The organism is Rugamonas sp. DEMB1, assembly GCF_029834475.1.
GTDB classification, from domain to species: domain Bacteria; phylum Pseudomonadota; class Gammaproteobacteria; order Burkholderiales; family Burkholderiaceae_D; genus Rugamonas; species Rugamonas rubra.
Map to the genome: position 1 here is coordinate 6,234,162 of NZ_CP122407.1, position 19,970 is coordinate 6,254,131.

Here is a 19,970-nt window from a genome sequence, read left to right on the forward strand (position 1 = left end):
CATTTCGCCCATGTCCAAAAGCCTGTTCCAAAAGCCGATCGAGATCAAGATTTCCACCGTGGTCGCGGTGTCCGCCATCCTCTCCACCGCGGACCGCATCGCGCTCGACGCCGCGCTCAAGGAGATGACCGGCGGCAGCACCGACTTTTTCGAGGACGACCTGACCGTCATCGACATCGGCAACCTGGCGCCCAGCGCCGAGCCGGTCGACTGGGACGGCATCATCGCCCTGCTCAAGCAGTACCGCCTGAACCCGGTGGCGGTGCGCAACGCCGCGCCCGAGATGGCGGCGGCGATCGCCGCCCACGGCCTGACCGTCGAGCCGGCCAACCGCCGCCGCGACGAGGCCGAGGCGGCCGAGGCCAAGCCGGCCAAGCCGGCGCCCGCGCCGGCCGCGCCGCTGCCGGTGCCCGGCCCGGCCGCGCTGGCCAACGCCGGCGCCGCCACCGCCCTGCTCACGCCCGGCACCATGATCATCGACACGCCGGTGCGCGCCGGCCAGCGCATCTACGCGCGCGGCTGCGACCTGATCATCACCGCCGTCGTCAACAACGGCGCCGAGATCATCGCCGACGGCAGCATCCACGTCTACAACACCCTCAACGGACGCGCCCTGGCCGGCGCCTCCGGCAACGCCGACGCCCGCATCTTCGCGCTGGGCATGGCGCCCGAGCTGGTCTCGATCGCCGGCGTCTACCGCACCTTCGAGGACGGTTTCCCCGCCGAGTTCGCCCGCGTGCCGGCGCAAATTCGCTTGGTCGGCGACCGAATCGATATACTATCTGTCAATTCCGCATCCCGCGCCTAAGCCCCGGCTTACGCTCGCACTCTGAAAAGGATTATTTGTGGCAAGAATTATTGTTGTAACGTCCGGCAAGGGCGGTGTCGGTAAGACGACTTCCAGCGCCAGCTTCTCCACCGGCCTGGCCATGCGCGGCCACAAGACCGCCGTGATCGACTTCGACGTCGGCCTGCGCAACCTCGACCTGATCATGGGCTGCGAACGCCGCGTGGTGTACGACCTGATCAACGTGATCAACAAGGAGGCCTCGCTGACCCAGGCCATGATCAAGGACAAGCACTGCGACAACCTGTTCATCCTGCCCGCCTCGCAGACGCGCGACAAGGACGCCCTGTCCGAGGACGGCGTCGAACAGGTGCTGCACGAGATGATCAACATGGGCTTCGAGTACATCATCTGCGACTCGCCGGCCGGCATCGAGCACGGCGCGCTGATGGCGCTGACCTTCGCCGACGAGGCCATCATCGTCACCAACCCGGAAGTGTCGTCGGTGCGCGATTCCGACCGCATCCTCGGCATCATCCAGGCCAAGTCGCGCCGCGCCCAGACGGGCGGCGAACCGGTCAAGGAACACCTGTTGATCACCCGCTACTCGCCGAAACGGGTCGAGGCCGACGAGATGCTGTCGCACGAGGACGTGCAGGAGATCCTGCGCATTCCCCTGATCGGCATCATCCCCGAGTCGGAATCGGTGCTGCACGCCTCCAACCAGGGCAACCCGGCGATCCACTTCAAGGGCACCGACGTGGCCGAGGCCTACGAAGACGTGGTCTCGCGCTTCCTCGGCCAGGACGTGCCGCTGCGCTTTACCACCTACGAAAAGCCCGGCCTGCTGCAGCGCATTTTTGGGAGCAAGTGACATGGCTCTGCTTTCCTTTCTGTTCCCTTCCAAACCGAAAACCGCCTCGGCGGCCAAGGAACGGCTGCAGATCATCATCGCGCGCGAGCGCAACGGCCGTGGCGGCCCGGACTTCCTGCCCGCCCTGCACAAGGAATTGATCGAGGTGATCTCCAAGTACACCAAGGTCAACGCCGACGACATCAAGATCTCGCTGGACCGCCAGGGCAACCTGGAGGTGCTCGACGTCAACGTGGTGCTGCCGGACGCCTGATCCGCTGCGATCCCGGCATTGCCGGTGTTGCCGGCAATGCCGTAAAGCCGCCGGCCCGGCGCCCCCAGCGGCGCCGGCGCCCTGCCGGCCGGCGCCATTGCCGGCCGCCGCCGCCCCCCGGGCCGCCGCCGCCCCGTCGGGCAGCGTCCCTGCATGCCCTGCCGCACTCCCGGTTCAATTCCCCGTGGCATGCTTCGTGTCACAAACTTACCCCTTAGCACGCTAACCGCGTCGTCCGCCGCGCCGCCCCGTCCGCCTATACAAGTCGCCGCACGCCGTCGCCGTGCCCGCCACCCGGGCGCGCGCCGCCGCCGCGACCGCCGCCCGAAAAAAGAGGCAGGCGCGCCACAGACGGCGCCAGCGCCAATTGCCGCCGGCGCGGCGGCCGCCGCGTCGCCGTCCGCCCTATGAGCCGGTACTCCCCCGGTACTGTTCCGCCGACCCCGCCGGCGCGTTTTTCGGCCCCCGCGAGGGCCGCCAGGCCGCATGCAGACTTGCTTTCCGGCCATTTTTTGATTGAACTCGGCCATGTTACGGTGTACCGTATAAACGTCAGCCGAGTTCGCATAAAAGTAACATTTATGTCCAAAAGAAAAGTTTTTAGCTTTTTTACTAACTAATTTTGTAAATCTCTGTTATATTCAAAGTGACTATTCCTTAACATTTCACGACGGGTGGCAGAAGTGGTGCCGCCGGTCGCTCTATCCTGTTCAATCATGAGAATCGCCGTACTTGATAACGACCGCAGCCAAGCCGATCTGATATGCCAGGTGCTGACGTCGGCCGGCCACGCCTGCCATAGTTTTCAAACCAGCAAGGACCTGCAGGCGCAGTTGCGCAAGGACAGCTACGACATGCTGATCCTCGACTGGCAGGTGGTCGACCTGAGCGGCGCCGAGGTGCTGCGCCGGGTGCGCGACAAGCTGACCGACAACGCCCCGGTGATGTTCATGACCACCAGCTCGGGCGAGGACGACATCGTCGCCGGCCTGGCCGCCGGCGCCGACGACTATATGATCAAGCCGCTGCGCCGCAGCGAGATGGTGGCGCGCGTGCAGGCGCTGCTGCGGCGCGCCTACCCGGCGCAGAACGGCGCCGAGCAGCTGCAGTTCGGCCAGTACATCTTCGAGACGCGGCCCGGCCGCCTGCTGATGGACGGCATCGTGCTCGACGTCACGCACAAGGAGTTCTACCTGGCGCTGCTGTTTTTCCGCAACATCGGCCGGCCGCTGTCGCGCGCCTACATCCACGAGGCGGTGTGGATACGCGAGACGGCCGTGCCGTCGCGCACCATGGACACCCACGTCTCGCGCGTGCGCAACAAACTGCAACTGAAGCCGGAGAACGGCTTCCGCCTGGTGCCGGTGTACAGCTACGGCTACCGGCTGGAGAAGCTGGGCGCCTGAGCCCGCGCCGCTGTTTGCCAAACCAGCGGGCCGCCGCCACGGCCGTCCGGCGGCGCCGGCCCCGATCGCCGGGCAGGATGCCCTTGCAACACGGTATAATGTCGCTCAACGTCTCCTGCTTGGTCCCGAAATGCAACTGCTCGCCGTCGGCCTGAACCACCACTCCGCTCCCGTGTCCCTACGCGAGCAGCTGGCGTTCGCCCCCGAGCAACTGGGCCAGGCGGTGGTGGCGGCGCGCGCCTGGTTCGAGCGGCACGACCCGCACGGCAGCGACGAGGCGGCCATCCTGTCGACCTGCAACCGCACCGAGCTGTACGCGGCCAGCCACGGCGCCGACTCGCTCGACGCCGGCGCCCACTTCCTGGCCGACTTCCACAAGCTCAACTACGCCGAGCTGCGCCCCCACCTGTACCTGCTGCCGCAGCACGACGCCGTGCGCCACACCTTCCGCGTCGCCTCCGGGCTCGACTCGATGGTGCTGGGCGAGACGCAGATCCTGGGCCAGATCAAGGACGCCATCCGCACCGCCGACGCCGCCGGCGGCCTGGGCACCTATCTGCACCAGTTGTTCCAGCGCAGCTTCTCGGTGGCCAAGGAGGTGCGCAGCACCACCGAGATCGGCGCCCACAGCGTGTCGATGGCGGCCGCCGCCGTGCGCCTGTCGCAGCGCATCTTCGACAAGATCGCCGAGCAGAACGTGCTGTTCATCGGCGCCGGCGAGATGATCGAGCTGTGCGCCACCCACTTCGCCGCGCAGAACCCGAAAAGCATCACCATCGCCAACCGCACCATGGAGCGCGGCGAACTGCTGGCGCACCGCTTCAACGGCCGCGCGATCCGCCTGGCCGAGCTGCAGACCCAGTTGCACCAGTTCGACATCGTCATCTCCTGCACCGCCTCGTCGCTGCCGCTGATCGGCCTCGGCCTGGTCGAGCGGGCCATCAAGGCGCGCCGCCACAAGCCGATGTTCATGGTCGACCTGGCCGTGCCGCGCGACATCGAGGCCGAGGTCGGCCGCCTCAGCGACGTCTTCCTGTACACCGTCGACGACCTCGGCAAGGTGGTGCAGACCGGCATGGAGAACCGCCAGGCCGCCGTGGCCCAGGCCGAGGCCATCATCGAAACCCGCGTCCAGTCCTTCATGCACTGGATCGACGACCGTGCCGTGGTGCCGGTCATCCAGGGCCTGCAGGAGAGCGGCGAGGCGCTGCGCCTGCACGAGCTCGAGCGCGCCCGCAAGCTGCTGGCCAAGGGCGAGGACGTCGACGCCGTGCTCGAGGCGCTGTCGCGCGGCCTGACCGCCAAGTTCATGCACGGCCCGCAACAGGCGCTGCACCGCGCCCAGGGCGAGGAACGGGCCCAGCTGGCCACCCTGCTGCCGCAGCTGTTCCGCGGCCGCCGTTAGCGTCCCTGCCGTTTTCCCGCCGCCGCGCGCCGGCGGCCGGCGCCGCCCCGGCGCGCGCCGACTCCCCATCCACGACGAACACTCTCACCGAATAAGCTATGAAACCATCAATGCTGGCCAAGCTGGAGCAACTGGCGAACCGCCTGGTTGAACTCGACCAATTGCTGATGTCCGAAGGCGCCACCGCCAACATGGACAGCTACCGCAAAATGACCCGCGAGCACGCCGAACTGGGCCCGCTGGTGGCGCTGTTCCACCACTACCAGGAGGCCAGCGCCGACATCGCCACCGCCCAGGAGATGCTGGCCGACCCGGACATGAAGGACTTCGCCCAGGACGAGATCGAGTCGGCCAAGGCGCGCATGACGGCGCTCGAACGCGAGCTGCAGGCCATGCTGCTGCCGAAGGACGTCAACGACGAGCGCAACATCTTCCTGGAGATCCGCGCCGGCACCGGCGGCGACGAGTCGGCCCTGTTCGCCGGCGACCTGCTGCGCATGTACACCCGCTTCGCCGAGCGCAACCGCTGGCAGGTGGAGATGGTGTCGGAGTCGGCGTCCGACCTGGGCGGCTACCGCGAGGTGATCGTGCGCCTGGTCGGCAACGGCGTGTACTCGAAGCTGAAGTTCGAGTCGGGCGGCCACCGCGTGCAGCGCGTGCCGGCCACCGAGACCCAGGGCCGCATCCACACCTCGGCCTGCACGGTGGCGGTGATGCCCGAGGCCGACGAGGTCGAGGACGTCAACATCAACCCGTCCGAGCTGCGCATCGACACCTACCGCGCCTCCGGCGCCGGCGGCCAGCACATCAACAAGACCGACTCGGCCGTGCGCATCACCCACCTGCCGACCGGCATCGTGGTCGAGTGCCAGGACGACCGCAGCCAGCACAAGAACAAGGCCTCGGCGATGAAGGTGCTGGCGGCGCGCATCAAGGACGTGCAGCTGCGCGCCCAGCAGTCGCAGGAGGCGGCCACCCGCAAGAGCCTGATCGGCTCGGGCGACCGCAGCGAGCGCATCCGCACCTACAACTTCCCCCAGGGCCGCATGACCGACCACCGCATCAACCTGACCTTGTACAAGCTGGACTTCATCATGGACGGCGACTTGGTCGAGCTGACCAACGCGCTGGCCGCCGAGCACCAGGCCGAGCTGCTGGCCGCGCTGGGCGACTAGGCGCGGCGCGGCGGCGGCGGCGGCGGCGAAAGTTTAAGGGCCGGCTAAGATCGGCCCGACGGCTTTATGCGAGAATGAGCCGCTGCGCGGCGCCACCGCCACCGCCGTCGTCCTTGTCGTCGTCCGCGCCGCGCCGTTCGCCGCCGTTTCCCTAACCTGACCGGAATTGCCCATGATTCAAACGCGTACCCTGCTGTTGGCCCTCGCCGCCGCCTGCCTCGGCCTGCTGGCCACCGCCCTGTACCTGCAGCACGTGCTGGACATGCTGCCCTGCCCGCTGTGCGTGATCCAGCGCTACCTGTTCCTGGCCATCGCCGTCGGCTGCCTGTGGGGCGCCGCCGGCCGCAATTCGGCACCGGGCGTGCTGCTCGCGCTGGCCGCCGCGCTGGGCGGCCTGGGCACCGCCGGCAAGCACCTGTACGTGCTGGCCCATCCCGGCCTGTCCTGCGGCATCGACCCGATGGAGACCATCCTCAACAAGATCCCCACCGCGACGCTGCTGCCGTCCGTGTTCCGCGCCGACGGCCTGTGCGAGGACGCCACCGCGCCGTGGTTCGGCCTGTCGATCCCGCAATGGGCACTGCTGTGGTTCGGCATCTGCGCCCTGGCGCTGGCCTGGGCGCTGCTGCGCCGCCGCCGCGCATGAGCGGCCAGGGTCGGCCGCCGTTGACGGCGGAAGCGGCGGCGCTTGTCGCCGGCGCCAGCATCGCCTCGCTGCAGGTGCGCAGCGCGCTCGACCCGCTGGACAACCGCATCCTGCTGTGCCACGCGCTGGGCCTGTCGCGCGTCGGCCTGATCACCCAGTCGGAACGCCTGCTGACGGAGGACGAGGCGCGGCGCCTGGCCGCGCTGCTGGCGCGCCGCCTGGCCGGCGAGCCGATCGCCTACATAGTCGGCCAGCGCGAGTTCTTCGGCCTGCCCTTCGAGGTCACGCCGGCCGTGCTGATCCCCCGTCCCGACACCGAGCTGCTGGTCGAACTGGCGCTCGAGCGCCTGCCCACCGGCGGCCGCCTGCTCGACATGGGCACCGGCAGCGGCGCCATCGCCGTCGCGCTGGCGCACAGCCGGCGCGACGCCGCCGTCACCGCGCTCGACGTCAGCCCGGAGGCGCTGGCCGTTGCCGGCCGCAACGCCGCCAGCAACGGCGTCGCCCTGCGCCTGCTGCACAGCGACTGGTACGCCGCGCTGCAAGGCGACCATGGCGGCGGTGACGAGGTGTTCGACCTGATCGTCTCCAACCCGCCCTACATCGCCAGCGGCGACCGCCACCTGGCCGAGGGCGATTTGCGCTTCGAGCCGGTCGGCGCGCTGACCGACCACGCCGACGGCCTGGCGGCGCTGCGCCGCATCGTCGCCGGCGCGCCGCGCCACCTGGTGGCCGGCGGCTGGCTGCTGATGGAGCACGGCTACGACCAGTCGGCCGCCGTGCGCGAATTGTTGAGTAATCAAGGATATACCGAGGTGCAGAGCTGGTGCGACCTGGCCGGCATCGAGCGGGTCAGCGGCGGCCGCGTGCCGTAGCGCACAGTCGCGGCCACCGCCTTGGCGCACCGCCTTGGCGCGCCGCCTTGGCGCACCGCCTTGGCGTAGCATCAATGCCGGCCGCGCCCCGCCGCCGCGACTTTTGTTAATATATCAAGCAATCCCCGGCCGCCAGCCGGCCGCGCCGAACGGCGCCGGACCGACTTGGCGCCACCGCCGACGCGCTTGCCTGTTTTCGGTTACTCTCGCACAAATATTTTGTTTGATGCACAGAAAGGAAGATCAAATTGTCCAATCTATTGACTCGCCGCCTGGCCCTGCTGGCCGACCGGCAGCACCACGCGCTGCTGGGCGGCCTGCGCGGCATCGAGCGAGAAACCCTGCGGGTCGACCCGCAGGCCCACCTGGCGGCGACGGCGCATCCCGTCGCGCTCGGTTCGGCCCTGACCCATCCGCAGATCACCACCGACTACGCCGAGGCGCTGCTGGAGTTCATCACCCCGGCCGAGACCGACATCGCCACGACAATTGACAAGCTCGACGGCATCCACCGCTACGCCTACAGCAAGCTGGGCGGCGAGCTGCTGTGGAGCCAGTCGATGCCCTGCCTGCTGCCGGGCGAGCCCGACATCACCATCGCCTGGTACGGCAAGTCCAACCTGGGCATGCTCAAGCACGTCTACCGGCGCGGCCTGGCGCTGCGCTACGGCAAGGCGATGCAATGCATCGCCGGCATCCACTACAACTATTCGCTCGACGAACGCCTGTGGCGCGTGCTGGCCGAGCACGAGGAGGGCGCCGGCCAGCGCTCGGCGATGGCCTACCAGTCCGAGCGCTACCTGGCGACGATCCGCAACTTCCGCCGCCACAGCTGGCTGCTGATGTACCTGTTCGGCGCCTCGCCGGTGCTGTCGAGCTGCTTCCTGCGCGGCCGCCAGCACAACCTCGAGCGGCTCTCCGACGACACCCTCTACCTGCCCCACGCCACCAGCCTGCGCATGAGCGACCTGGGCTACCAGAACGACGCCCAGTCCGGCCTCAGCCCGCACGAGAACTGCCTCGACAGCTACGTCGCCGCGCTGACCAAGGCGGTCAACCAGCCCTACGAGCCCTACGCCAAGCTGGGCACCAAGCAGGACGGCGAATGGGTCCAGCTGAGCACCAACGTGCTGCAGATCGAGAACGAGTACTACGCGACGATCCGGCCGAAGCGGGTGATCCGCACCGGCGAGCGTCCCATCCAGGCGCTGTGCTCGCGCGGCGTGCAGTACATCGAGGTGCGCTGCATGGACGTCGACCCGTTCGAGCCGGTCGGCATCAGCGTGCCGACCGGCCGCTTCCTCGACGCCTTCCTGCTCTTCTGCGCGCTCGAGGAGAGCGCCCCGATCGACGAGGCCGAGGGCGCCCGCCACACCGAGAACTTCGCCCGCACCGTCAAGGAGGGCCGCCGGCCCGGCCTGACGCTGCGCGACGGCGCGCGCGAGGTCGGCCTGCGCCAGCTGGGCGAGGAGCTGCTGGCGCGCATCGCGCCGGTGGCGGCCCTGCTCGACGCGGCGCGCGGCGACGCGGTCCACGCCGAGGCGCTGACGGCGCAGGCGGCCAAGCTGGCCGACCCCGAGCTGACGCCGTCGGCGCGCGTGCTAGCCGAGCTGCGCGGCAACGGCGGCTCCTTCACCGCCTTCGGCCTGCGCCAGAGCCAGCGCCACGCCGCCCACTTCCGCGCCCATCCGCCCACGGCCGCCGAGGCCGGCTACTTCGACGGCCTGGCCGGCGCCTCGCTGGCCGAGCAGGACGAGATGGAGCGCGCGCCGCACATCGACTTCGACGACTACGTCGCGGCCTACCGCGCCAGCAACCTGTGCCACAACAGCGGCGACTGCGACTGAGCGCGCGGGCGGGCCGGCGGTGCTAACCTTCTACAACGAGCAGCACGGCCTGCACCACGGCCGCGGCGAGTTCTTCCGTGGCGCCATGGTGCCCTGCTTCGAGACGCCGGCGCGGGCCGACGCCGTGCTGGCCGAGCTGGGCCGGCGCGGCCTGGGCCGCATCGTCACGCCGCAGGGCGTGCCGCTGATGTCGCTCGAGCGCATCCACACGCCGCGCTACCTGCACTTTTTGCGCCACGCCTGGAGCGACTGGCTGGCGCTCGACCCGGCCAACGCCGGGCGCGACGCCATCGCCTCGGTGTGGCCGGTGCGCACGCTGCGCCACGACGTCGAGCCGGACAACTTCAGCGCCAAGCTGGGCCTGTACTCGATGGACAGCGGCACGCCGCTGACGGCCGGCACCTGGACCGCCGCCAAGACCGGCGCCGACTGCGCCGTCAACGCCGCCCACGCGCTGCGCCTGGGCGAGCGGGCCAGCTTCGTGCTGAGCCGGCCGCCCGGCCACCACGCCGGCGCCGACTTCTACGGCGGCTACTGCTTCCTCAACAACGCCGCGCTGGCCGCCCAGCACCTGCTCGACGACGGCGCCGGCAAGGTCGCCGTGCTCGACCTCGACTACCACCACGGCAACGGCACGCAGAGCATCTTCTACGGCCGCGCCGACGTGCTGTTCATCTCGCTGCACGCCGACCCGCGCCACGAGTACCCGTTCTACCTGGGCCACGCCGACGAGCGCGGCGAGGGCGCCGGCCTGGGCTACAACCTGAACCTGCCGCTGCCGCCCGGCAGCGGCGCGCCGGCCTGGTTCGCCGCGCTGGAGACGGCCTGCATCCGCCTGGCCGGCTTCGGCGCCGACGCGCTGGTGGTCTCGCTCGGCGTCGACACCTTCGCCGGCGACCCGCTGTCGCGCTTCACCCTGCACAGCGCCGACTACCTGCGCCTGGGCGAGCGGCTGGCCTACCTGGGCCTGCCGACCGTCTTCATCTTCGAGGGCGGCTACGCCGTCAAGGAGCTCGGCGTCAACGTGGTGAACGTGCTCGAAGGCTTCGAGACGGCCTTGTAGGTCCGGGCCACTGGCAATGATCCTACGTCGAATAGAGGTGTCCTCTTCGTTTGACGCAATGTACAGAAATACGTACAATGTTCCGACGGGGTCGGAGAAGCACCAGCTATTCGACTCAACTGTTTATCACCTTCCTTCTCGTGCGCGCCTTGTGAATTGGGGTGCGGCAGTTCTCCCTTCTTGTTTTCGTTTTGCCTAGGTGGTCTGAAGCTGGTCGGACACCCTCGGCGGTGAGAGGTAAATCATGAACATCCTTACTTTTAGCGAGGCTCGCGCTGGACTGAAGGCGGTGATGGACGACGTTTGTACCGACCACAGCCCGACAATCATTACCCGCCAAAGCGGCGAACCTGTCGTGATGTTGTCATTGGCGGATTTCAACAGCATTGAGGAAACGCTGTACCTCCTCGGCTCGCCGAACAACGCCAGCCGTTTGATGGCCTCATTTGAACAGCTAAAAGCCGGCAAGACCCGCCCAATGGAGCTGATCCGGAATGAAAAACAGCAAAACAAAAAACAAAGAGCAGGCTAAGCAGTCCTCCGTGTCCTTTACGGAAATTGCTTGGGAAGACTATCAATACTGGCAGAAGGAAGATCCCAAACTGGTCGAAAGGATCAACGACCTGATCGATGAATGCATGAGCAACCCTTTCAAAGGAACGGGCAAGCCTGAGCCGCTGAAAGGAAACTTGACTGGCTTGTGGTCGCGCCGCATCGACCGCGAACATCGCCTGCTTTATGTGGCGGAAGGCGGCACCATTTACATCGTGGGCTGCCGCTACCACTACTGATGATGTTGAAGGCATGCTGCCAACGCCGCGTCGGCCACGCTGGGCTTGCAAGCACGCGCTTCAAGCACCGATAAATATCGCTTGCTATTTAATTGTGTGCGATCTATAGTGTGCTCATGGGCGGCGCAGTTGCGGCGCCGGACGTAAGCGAACACCCCGTAGTCGTTTTTTGAAGTAAGTAGCTTGCTATTTAATAGCAAACAATTTTGTTGCATTATTCTCGAACAACACTGTTCCCACTCACTGAAAAGGAAACCATCATGTCCATCAAACAAGTCCTGTACCGCGCCAACGCCACCGCAACCGGTGGCCGCGAAGGCCGCGCCGTCTCGTCCGACCAGGTGCTCGACGTCAAACTGACCACGCCGAAGGAACTGGGCGGCGCCGGCGCCGTCGGCAGCAACCCCGAGCAACTGTTCGCCGCCGGCTACTCGGCCTGCTTCATCGGCGCCATGAAATTCGTCGGCGGCCGCGACAAGATCGCCGTCCCGGCCGACGTCTCGGTCGAAGGCACGGTCGGCATCGGCGCCATCGAGACCGGCTTCGGCATCGAAGTCGAACTGAAGATCTCGCTGCCGGGCCTGGACCGCGCCGAAGCCGAGAAGCTGGTCGCCGCCGCCCACATCGTCTGCCCGTACTCGAACGCCACCCGTGGCAACATCGACGTCACCCTGACCCTGGTCTAAGCCCCGGGCCTAAGCCTTGGTGTAAGCGACGCAGGACGGCCGCGCGGCCGTCCGCCCGGCGCAGCGTCAACGGCGCCGCCCTCCCCCGTGGAGCGCGGCGCCACTTGCGTCGGCACGCCGATTCCCGCCCTGCCTTACAATCATCGCTCCGATCCGCTCCGAGGCGCACATGATTGACTGGCAATGGCTGTCGTTCGACGACATCCCCAACTCCGACTTGTACCAGGTGCTGCGCCAGCGCCAGCAGGTGTTCGTGCTCGAGCAAACCTGCCTCTACCCGGACATCGACGGCCACGACCCGGCCGCCCACCACCTGATGGGCTGGCGGCAGGTCGACGGCGGGCGCGAGCTGGTGGCCTATCTGCGCTGCCTGGCGCCGGGCGCCAAGTACGCCGAGATGTCGCTGGGCCGCGTGCTGACCACCCAGGCGGCGCGCGGCGGCGGCGTCGGCCGCCTGCTGGTGGCGCAGGGCCTGGCCCACGCCGAGCGGCTGCATCCCGGCCACGCCTGCCGCATCGGCGCGCAGCAGCGGCTGGAGCGGTTCTACGCCGGTTTCGGCTTCCGCACCGTCAGCGCGCCCTACGACGAGGACGGCATCGCGCACGTCGACATGCTGCGCTAGTAGCTCGGCCCGAAGCCATCGCCGGCGCCGCGCGATCGAGCGCCGGCGCCGACCAAAAAAGCCGGGCGAAAAAAAAGGGCGACCCGGAAGTCGCCCTGTTCCATCGGCGGCGCGCGGCGGCGCGCCTCCGGCTTACTTGACCGTCAACAGTTCGATCTCGAACAGCAGCGAGGCGTTGGCCGGGATCGCCGGCGGACTACCGGCGGCGCCGTAGGCCAGGTCGGCCGGAATGACCAGGCGGCGCGTGCCGCCGACCTTCATGCCGACCACGCCCAGGTCCCAGCCCTTGATGACCTTGCCAGCACCCAGGGTGAACTCGAAGGGTTTGCCGCCCACCGAGCTGTCGAACTTGGCGCCCTTGTTGTCGCTGGTCAAGCTGGTGTAGACCCAACCGGTGTAGTTCACGGTCAGCGCCTTGCCGGCGACGGCCTCGGCGCCGGCGCCGACCACCAGGTCGGTCTTCACCAGCGCAGGCGGGAACACGTCGACCGGCGGCACGACGCTGTTTACGCTGATCAGTTCGATCTCGAACAGCAGCGCCGAGTTGGCCGGGATGCCGACGTAAGGGACGCCGCTGGGTCCCTTCAGGACGTTGCCGCTGGCGTCCTTCTGCGCGTCCTTGGCGCCGGCGCCGTAGGCCAGGTTGGCCGGGATCACCAGGGTGCGCTTGCTCCCCACCAGCATGCCGGGCAGGCCCTGTTCCCAGCCGGCGATGACCTGGCCGGTGCCCAGCACGATGTTGATCGGCTGGCCACGGTCGACCGAACTGTCGAACTTGCCGCCCTTCTTGTCGCCCTTGCTGGCGTCGTACAGCCAGCCGGTGTAGTGGACGGTGATGGATTTGCCGGCTTCCGCCTTGACGGCGCCGGGCAGGACCGCGCTGTTGTTGTCGCTGGTGCTAAAGGCCGGCTGCACCACCGCCGGCGTGCTGTTGTTGTTGCTGGAACCGCCGCCGCAGGCGGTCAAGGCCGCCGCGCAAACCAGCGCCGCGAGAATGTGAAACTTCGATTTCATGGTGACCCTTGTCTTGTTGGTGGTGGCGCGCGCGCCGCTAGCTGGCGAAGTTTAGCAGACCGCGTGGAGCTCCCCGCGGCCGCTACATTCGGTTACAACTTTTTGTCTCAAATTTCCACCTGGGTGCCCAGTTCGATCACCCGGTTGGTGGGAATCTGGTAGTAGTCGGCGGCGCCGCGGGCGTTGCGCGACATGGCCACGAACAGGTGCTCGCGCCACGGCGCCATGCCGGCGCCGGGGGTCGAGATGACGGTCTGGCGGGCGATGAAGAAGGAGGTCTCCATCATCTCGAACGGCAGATCGTGCTGGGCGCACAGGGCCAGCACCTTGGGGATGTCCGGCTCGTCCTTGAAGCCGTAGTGCACATTGAGCTGGTAGCAGTTGTGGCCCAGCTCGGTGATGCGCACCTGCTCGTTCTCGGCCACGTAGGGCTCCTCGAGGATGTGCACGGTGAAGAACACCACGCGCTCGTGCAGCACCTTGTTGTGCGACAGGTTGTGCAGCAGGGCGTGCGGCACGCCGTCGCTCTCGCCGCGCAGGAAGATGGCGGTGCCGGGCACCCGCGTCGGCGGCGCCACGAACAGCGACTGCAGGAAGTCCTCCAGCGGGATGGCGTGCTTCTGCAGGTTCTCGAACACCAGCGCGCGGCCGCGCTTCCAGGTCATCATCACGGTGAACAGCACGGCGCCGAGCAGGATCGGGAACCAGCCGCCGTGGAAGAACTTCAGCGTGCTGGCCGAGAACAGCAGGATGTCGATGACGATGAAGAAGCCGGTGGCGCCGAAGCACAGCCACAGCGGCAGGTTCCAGCGGTAGCGGATGACGAAGAAGGTCAGCACCGTGGTGGCCAGCATGGTGGCGGTGACGGCGATGCCGTAGGCGCCGGCCAGCTTGTCCGACGAGCCGAAGCCGACCACGGCGATCAGCACGACGATCAGCTGCAGCCAGTTGACGGCCGGGATGTAGATCTGGCCGATCTCGCTCTCCGAGGTGTGCAGCACGCGCATGCGCGGCAGCAGGCCAAGGGCGATGGCCTGCTTGGTCATCGAGAAGGTGCCGGAGATGGTGGCCTGCGAGGCGATCACCGCCGCCATGGTCGACAGCACCACCAGCGGGTAGACGCTCCAGGCGCCGAGCTGCTGGAAGAAGGGGTTGGAGATGGCCTCCGGATGGTTCATCAGCAGCGCGCCCTGGCCCAGGTAGTTCAGCGCCAGCGCCGGGAAGGTGATCAGGAACCAGGCGAAGCGGATCGGCCGCTTGCCGAAGTGGCCCATGTCGGCGTACAGCGCCTCGGCGCCGGTCAGCGCCAGCACCACCGCGCCGAGCGCGATGAAGGCGATGAAGCGGTTCTCCAGCATGAAGCGCAGCGCCAGCAGCGGGTTGAGCGCGGCCAGCACCTGCGGCGCCTCGACGATGTTGACCAGGCCCATGACGGCCAGCGCGGCGAACCAGACCACCATGATCGGGCCGAACCAGCGGCCGATGCCGGCCGTGCCGTGGCGCTGCACGGCGTACAGCGAGACCAGCACGATGATGGTCAGCGGCACCACGTATTGCGCCATGCCGGGCGCGGCCACCTCCAGCCCTCGATCGCGCCGAGCACCGAGATGGCCGGGGTGATCACGCTGTCGCCGTAGAACATGGTGGCGCCGAACACGCCCAGCATCATCAGCGGGAAGTGCCACTTGGAGATCTTGTTGACCGAGTTCAGCGCCAGCGCCATCAGCGCCATGATGCCGCCCTCGCCGCGGTTGTCGGCGCGCAACACCAGGCTGACGTACTTGAGCGAGACGATCATCGTCAGGCCCCAGAAGATCAGCGAGATGATGCCGAGCAGGTTGGGCGTGTTCAGCGCCAGGCCGTGCTCGGGGTCGAAGATGGTCTTCAGGGTGTACAGCGGGCTGGTGCCGATGTCGCCGTAGACGATGCCGACGGCGGCCAGGGTCAGCGCGGCGAGCGAGCTTTTGGAGGAGTGTTGCGCGGTCAAGATTGCACCTGTTGTTGTTTTGGTGCGTTGCACAATAGGATAAGTATTTGCAAATAGCAAGAATATTTTGACATGCGTCTCGACCTCGTCTGTATCACATGCAACAGTGTACCCCGCGCGGCGCCGCCGGCCTATTCGAAAAACGGCGGCGCCGGCGGCGCCGGCGCCGGCGCGGCAATTCGGCGATAATGTCCGGCCCTGTCGCCGCCGCCCCGCGCCCCCCTATGAACACCGGTATCGTCTACGCCACCCTGGCCTTCCTCTGCTGGGGCCTGTTCCCGCTGTATTTCCACGCCATCGGCGAGGTGCCGCCGCTGGAGATCCTGGCGCACCGCATGCTGTGGTCGCTGTTGTTTCTGAGCATAGTGCTGAGCGTGCGCGGCCAGTGGAAGTGGCTGCTGCGGCTGCGCCACGAGCCGCGCGTGGTGGCCGGCTTCGTCGCCAGCGCCGTGCTGCTCACCGCCAACTGGTTCGTCTACATCTGGGCCGTCAACAACGGCCACGTCATCGACGCCAGCCTGGGCTACTTCATCAATCCGCTGGTCAACGTGCTGCTCGGCCTGCTGGTGCTCAAGGAAAAGCTGCGCCGGCCGCAGTGGCTGGCCGTCGGCCTGGCCGCCTGCGGCGTCGCCTGGCTGACCTGGCAGGCCGGCCAGCTGCCCTGGATCGCCCTGACGCTGGGCCTGACCTTCGGCGGCTACGGCCTGCTGCGCAAGATGGCGGCGCTGGCCGCGCTCGAGGGCCTGTCCTTCGAGACCATGATCCTGTTCCCGGCGGCGCTGGCCTACGTGGTCTGGCTCAGCCTGCACGGCCAAAACACCTTCCTCAACGGCGGGCACGACGCCACCCGCTGGCTGCTGGCGGCGGCCGGGCCGATCACCGCCATCCCGCTGCTGCTGTTCGCCGCCGGCGCGCGGCGCATCCCGATGGCGGTGCTGGGCATGCTGCAATACATCTCGCCGACCATGCAGATGCTGCTCGGCGTGGTCTACTTCCACGAGGTCTTCACGCCGGAGCGGCTGGCCGGCTTCGCCGTCATCTGGGGCGCGCTGGGCCTGTACGTGGCCGAGGTGCCTGTGGGCGGCGCGCCGGCGCGCCGGCTGAGGCCGCCAGGCCTGCGTCACCCGGCCGCGCCGGTGCCGCCGCGCCCGGGCCGGCCCGGGTGATACAGGCCGGCCGGGCCGCCCCGGCCCGGCTGAATTTAGTGTGCGGCCGGGACGATTTATCGTATCCTGTCGTCCTCTTCGGCATTTCCGCCCATTTTCTTTATTTTCACCGAGATTCTCAATGGCAAATTACGTCTACACCATGAACCGCGTGGGCAAAATCGTTCCGCCCAAGCGCCAGATCCTCAAGGATATTTCGCTGTCCTTCTTCCCGGGCGCGAAGATCGGCGTGCTGGGCCTGAACGGCTCCGGCAAGTCGACCCTGCTCAAAATCATGGCCGGCATCGACACCGACATCCAGGGCGAGGCCGTGCCGATGCCCGGCCTGAACATCGGCTACCTGCCGCAGGAACCGGTGCTCGACCCCGAGCAGACCGTGCGCCAGGTGGTCGAGTCCGGCCTGGGCGAGGTGTTCGAGGCGCAAGCCAAGCTGGAGGCCGTCTACGCCGCCTACGCCGAGGAGGACGCCGACTTCGACGCGCTCGCCAACGAGCAGGCGCGGCTGGAGGCGATCATCTCCACCTCCGACGGCGGCAACCTGAACCTGCAACTGGAAATGGCCGCCGACGCGCTGCGCCTGCCGCCCTGGGACGCCAAGATCGGCGTGCTGTCGGGCGGCGAGAAGCGCCGCGTCGCGCTGTGCCGCCTGCTGCTGTCGAAACCCGACATGCTGCTGCTCGACGAGCCGACCAACCACTTGGACGCCGAATCGGTCGACTGGCTCGAGCAGTTCCTGCTGCGCTTCCCCGGCACCGTCGTCGCCATCACCCACGATCGCTACTTCCTCGACAACGCCGCCGAGTGGATCCTCGAACTCGACCGTGGCCACGGCATCCCGTGGAAGGGCAACTACTCGTCCTGGCTGGAGCAGAAGGGCAACCGCCTGAAGCAGGAGGAGGCCACCGAGTCGTCGCGCCAGAAGACCATCGCCAAGGAATTGGAATGGGTGCGGCAGAATCCGAAGGGCCGCCAGGCCAAGTCGAAGGCCCGCCTGGCCCGCTTCAACGAGCTGTCCGAGCACGAATACCAGAAGCGCAACGAGACGCAGGAGATCTTCATCCCGGTCGCCGAGCGCCTGGGCAACGAGGTCATCGAGTTCAAGAACGTCACCAAGGCCTTCGGCGACCGCCTGCTGATCGACAACCTGTCGTTCACCGTGCCGGCCGGCGCCATCGTCGGCATCATCGGCCCGAACGGCGCCGGCAAGTCGACGCTGTTCAAGATGATCACCGGCAAGGAACAGCCGGACAGCGGCGAAGTGGCGATCGGCCAGACCGCGCGCGTCTCCATCGTCGACCAGAACCGCGACTCGCTCAGCGACGGCAAGACCGTCTTCGAGGACGTCTGCGGCGGCGCCGACATGCTCACCGTCGGCCGCTTCGAGATGCCGTCGCGCGCCTACCTGGGCCGCTTCAACTTCAAGGGCGGCGACCAGCAAAAGATCGTCGGCAACCTGTCCGGCGGCGAACGCGGCCGTCTGCACCTGGCCAAGACCCTGCTGATGGGCGGCAACGTCCTGCTGCTCGATGAACCGTCCAACGATCTGGACGTGGAAACCCTGCGCGCGCTGGAAGACGCGCTGCTCGAGTTCGCCGGCAGCGTGATGGTGATCTCGCACGATCGTTGGTTCCTCGACCGCATCGCCACCCACATCCTGGCCTTCGAGGGCGACTCGCAAGTGACCTTCTTCGACGGCAACTATCAGGAATACGAAGCCGACAAGAAGAAACGTTTGGGCGAGGAGGGCGCCAAGCCCAAGCGCATCCGCTACAAGCCACTGACGGTGTAAGTCTGCTTACGGCGGCAAAAACAAAAACGGCACGGTCATCAAGACCGTGCCGTTTTTTTTTGTCGGGGGAGGCGGACACAAGGACATTAGCGGCACCAGGACCGCCGCTGTCGCATCCGGCCTCGACTGGACAAGCCGGGGGGCGCCGCAAGGCGCCCCCCGGCCCTGGAAGGGCCGTTTAGAAGTTGTAGCGCAGGCCGCCGGTGATGGCGCCGTTTTTGCGGCCCAAGTCGCTTTCGTTCTTGCCGTAGTGTTCATACTCGAGCGACAGCGAGACGTTCTTGTTGATCGCGTACTCGCCACCCACCGAGGCGTACAAGCCGGTCTTGTCGCCTTTGTTGCCGTTTATCTTATTGCTGTTGCGGGCCACACCCAGTTTGCCGAAAACGGCGAACTGTTCGTTGATCGGCTGGCTGTACTTACCGGCCAGATACAGCGAGTTGGATTTGCTCTCGATCTTGCCGGTGACACCGTTCTTCGTGTAGTTGTAGGTATTTTTACCAAAATCGGTATAACCACCTTCAACCGCCCAGTTCTTGTCCAGGTTGTAGCCGGCGAACAGCTTGCCCGACACTTTGCTGCCGCTGCGGTCATCGGTGCTGCTGCTGTTAGGAACGTCGAATTTGTAGCGGCTGCCGACCAGGCCGGCGCCGACGTAAGCGGTGCCGGCGTCGGCGGCCTGGGCAACACCCGTCAGGGCGGTGGCGCTGGCAATCAATGCGAACAGAATTTTTTTCATGATGTGGATCTTTCAGCAAAATAGTTTGTGGACTTGCTTGGGATCGCAGTTCTCTGAATTGCGATGCGACCAAGATAGCACCCTCGGCAGGCCACGTGCATGCCCAAGTCGTAAGAAGTGTGACGAGATGTAAGTGGATATTTAACAGTATCAAACAGACAATACTACTGTGAATATCTGCATGCTGAAGAGGTTTACGGCGGAGTTGAGCGAACTTAATAGATGTTGCGGAAGGTTAGGTTGAGGCGCGGCCCGCAGGGCCGGCTTTGCTTGTTGATACCGTGCCGCCAGTGCTGCTGCAGGCTTCCCGCCATCAGCAACAGGCTGCCGCCGCCCAGCGCCAGCTTGACGGTCAGCGGCCGGCGCTTGTGCTTGAGGATGAAGTTGCGCGGCGCGCCGAAACTGAGCGAGGCGATGGCCGGCCGCGGCCCCAGTTCCGCCTCGTCGTCGCTGTGGAAGCCCATGCTGTCGCGCTCGTCGCGGTAGTAGTTGAGCAGCACGCTGTTGAAGCGCCGCCCGCTGGCAGTTTCGACCGCCCGCTTGAGTTCGAGTTGCAGCGGGGTGAACGGCAGCGGCGCCAAGGTCATGCCGGAATAGCGGTAGGCCTTCTCGCCGTGCCAGGCGCTCAGGCGCGGCTGGGCGTGGCGCTTGCCCCAGACGGTGATGTGCTCGGCTTGCCAGTCGGTCTCGGCGAGCAGCCTGGCCATGACCTCGTCCGGCGGCAAACCCAGCGGCAGGCACTGGATGAACGACAGTTCGCCGTCCTCGATCGGAATCGGGCACAGCGTGGCGGCGGCGTGGTCGGAAAACAGGTCCATGCGCGTTATCATACGGGGGCCAAGGCG

General features: G+C 66.9%; 20 protein-coding genes and 1 pseudogene. 16 read left to right on the top strand and 5 right to left on the bottom strand.

The features are described from left to right. The first annotated feature begins 10 nt into the window (after positions 1–10). The 14 genes from minC (at position 11) to QC826_RS28765 (ending at position 12,430) form a co-directional block, all read left to right on the top strand. Positions 11–808 carry a septum site-determining protein MinC gene (gene minC / locus QC826_RS28700; RefSeq protein ID WP_279763461.1) on the top strand — a complete coding sequence of 266 codons (798 nt, stop codon included), beginning with the start codon at positions 11–13 and terminating at the stop codon, positions 806–808. Positions 809–845: 37 nt separating this feature from the next. Beyond that, a complete protein-coding gene (gene minD, locus QC826_RS28705) occupies positions 846–1,661 on the top strand; it encodes a septum site-determining protein MinD (RefSeq protein WP_093385600.1) in 816 nt (271 codons plus the stop codon). 1 nt (position 1,662) lies between these two features. Then, positions 1,663–1,914: a cell division topological specificity factor MinE gene (gene minE / locus QC826_RS28710; protein WP_093385603.1), complete on the top strand. Its 252-nt coding sequence runs from the start codon at positions 1,663–1,665 to the stop codon at positions 1,912–1,914. Between the two features lie 716 nt (positions 1,915–2,630). Continuing rightward, positions 2,631–3,320: a response regulator transcription factor gene (locus QC826_RS28715; RefSeq protein WP_093385606.1), complete on the top strand. Its 690-nt coding sequence runs from the start codon at positions 2,631–2,633 to the stop codon at positions 3,318–3,320. A 130-nt stretch (positions 3,321–3,450) separates the two neighbouring features. Then, on the top strand, positions 3,451–4,725 hold the full coding sequence (gene hemA / locus QC826_RS28720) for a glutamyl-tRNA reductase (protein ID WP_279763463.1): 1,275 nt from the start codon (positions 3,451–3,453) through the stop codon (positions 4,723–4,725). Between the two features lie 98 nt (positions 4,726–4,823). Then, positions 4,824–5,900 (top strand): peptide chain release factor 1, encoded by a 1,077-nt coding sequence (gene prfA / locus QC826_RS28725; RefSeq protein ID WP_279763464.1) that lies wholly within the window; start codon positions 4,824–4,826, stop codon positions 5,898–5,900. Between the two features lie 172 nt (positions 5,901–6,072). Beyond that, complete coding sequence (locus QC826_RS28730; RefSeq protein ID WP_279763465.1) at positions 6,073–6,546, top strand: disulfide bond formation protein B; 474 nt, start codon at positions 6,073–6,075, stop codon at positions 6,544–6,546. Then, entirely contained in the window at positions 6,543–7,421 is an 879-nt protein-coding gene (gene prmC / locus QC826_RS28735) for a peptide chain release factor N(5)-glutamine methyltransferase (RefSeq protein WP_279763466.1), read from the top strand. The genes QC826_RS28730 and prmC overlap by 4 nt, the downstream gene beginning before the upstream one ends. A gap of 248 nt (positions 7,422–7,669) precedes the next feature. Then, a complete protein-coding gene (gshA, locus tag QC826_RS28740) occupies positions 7,670–9,268 on the top strand; it encodes a glutamate--cysteine ligase (protein ID WP_279763467.1) in 1,599 nt (532 codons plus the stop codon). 19 nt (positions 9,269–9,287) lie between these two features. Beyond that, on the top strand, positions 9,288–10,331 hold the full coding sequence (locus QC826_RS28745; protein ID WP_279763468.1) for a histone deacetylase family protein: 1,044 nt from the start codon (positions 9,288–9,290) through the stop codon (positions 10,329–10,331). A gap of 244 nt (positions 10,332–10,575) precedes the next feature. Next, the gene (locus QC826_RS28750) at positions 10,576–10,863 is read left to right on the top strand and encodes a type II toxin-antitoxin system Phd/YefM family antitoxin (RefSeq protein ID WP_279763469.1); all 288 of its coding nucleotides are present in this window, start codon (positions 10,576–10,578) and stop codon (positions 10,861–10,863) included. Then, positions 10,826–11,122: a Txe/YoeB family addiction module toxin gene (locus tag QC826_RS28755; RefSeq protein WP_279763470.1), complete on the top strand. Its 297-nt coding sequence runs from the start codon at positions 10,826–10,828 to the stop codon at positions 11,120–11,122. The genes QC826_RS28750 and QC826_RS28755 overlap by 38 nt, the downstream gene beginning before the upstream one ends. Positions 11,123–11,382: 260 nt before the next feature. Continuing rightward, positions 11,383–11,808, top strand: a complete 426-nt coding sequence (locus tag QC826_RS28760; protein WP_093385629.1) for an organic hydroperoxide resistance protein — start codon at positions 11,383–11,385, stop codon at positions 11,806–11,808. A 169-nt stretch (positions 11,809–11,977) separates the two neighbouring features. Further along, positions 11,978–12,430 (top strand): GNAT family N-acetyltransferase, encoded by a 453-nt coding sequence (locus QC826_RS28765; protein ID WP_279763471.1) that lies wholly within the window; start codon positions 11,978–11,980, stop codon positions 12,428–12,430. Positions 12,431–12,562: 132 nt separating this feature from the next. Here QC826_RS28765 and QC826_RS31850 read toward each other — a convergent pair whose 3' ends face one another. The 3 genes and pseudogenes from QC826_RS31850 to QC826_RS28780 form a co-directional block, all read right to left on the bottom strand. Then, entirely contained in the window at positions 12,563–13,444 is an 882-nt protein-coding gene (locus QC826_RS31850; protein ID WP_409567726.1) for an FKBP-type peptidyl-prolyl cis-trans isomerase, read from the bottom strand. 107 nt (positions 13,445–13,551) lie between these two features. Further along, positions 13,552–14,112: a KUP/HAK/KT family potassium transporter gene (locus tag QC826_RS31855; RefSeq protein ID WP_409567908.1), complete on the bottom strand. Its 561-nt coding sequence runs from the start codon at positions 14,110–14,112 to the stop codon at positions 13,552–13,554. After that, a pseudogene (locus tag QC826_RS28780) lies at positions 14,092–15,464 on the bottom strand (potassium transporter Kup); the annotation flags it as partial. The pseudogene QC826_RS28780 and the gene QC826_RS31855, both read right to left, overlap by 21 nt. 191 nt (positions 15,465–15,655) lie before the next feature. Here QC826_RS28780 and rarD point away from each other — a divergent pair. Together rarD and ettA are read left to right on the top strand one after the other, a co-directional pair. After that, positions 15,656–16,597: an EamA family transporter RarD gene (gene rarD, locus QC826_RS28785; RefSeq protein ID WP_279763472.1), complete on the top strand. Its 942-nt coding sequence runs from the start codon at positions 15,656–15,658 to the stop codon at positions 16,595–16,597. 121 nt (positions 16,598–16,718) lie between these two features. Further along, positions 16,719–18,386: an energy-dependent translational throttle protein EttA gene (gene ettA / locus QC826_RS28790; RefSeq protein ID WP_279763473.1), complete on the top strand. Its 1,668-nt coding sequence runs from the start codon at positions 16,719–16,721 to the stop codon at positions 18,384–18,386. Between the two features lie 178 nt (positions 18,387–18,564). On the opposite strand, the gene QC826_RS28795 is transcribed toward ettA, so the two are convergent. Both QC826_RS28795 and QC826_RS28800 read right to left on the bottom strand, forming a co-directional pair. Further along, positions 18,565–19,125 carry an outer membrane beta-barrel protein gene (locus QC826_RS28795; RefSeq protein ID WP_279763475.1) on the bottom strand — a complete coding sequence of 187 codons (561 nt, stop codon included), beginning with the start codon at positions 19,123–19,125 and terminating at the stop codon, positions 18,565–18,567. A 215-nt stretch (positions 19,126–19,340) separates the two neighbouring features. Continuing rightward, positions 19,341–19,943: an alpha-ketoglutarate-dependent dioxygenase AlkB family protein gene (locus QC826_RS28800; protein ID WP_279763476.1), complete on the bottom strand. Its 603-nt coding sequence runs from the start codon at positions 19,941–19,943 to the stop codon at positions 19,341–19,343. Between the last annotated feature and the right edge of the window lie 27 nt (positions 19,944–19,970).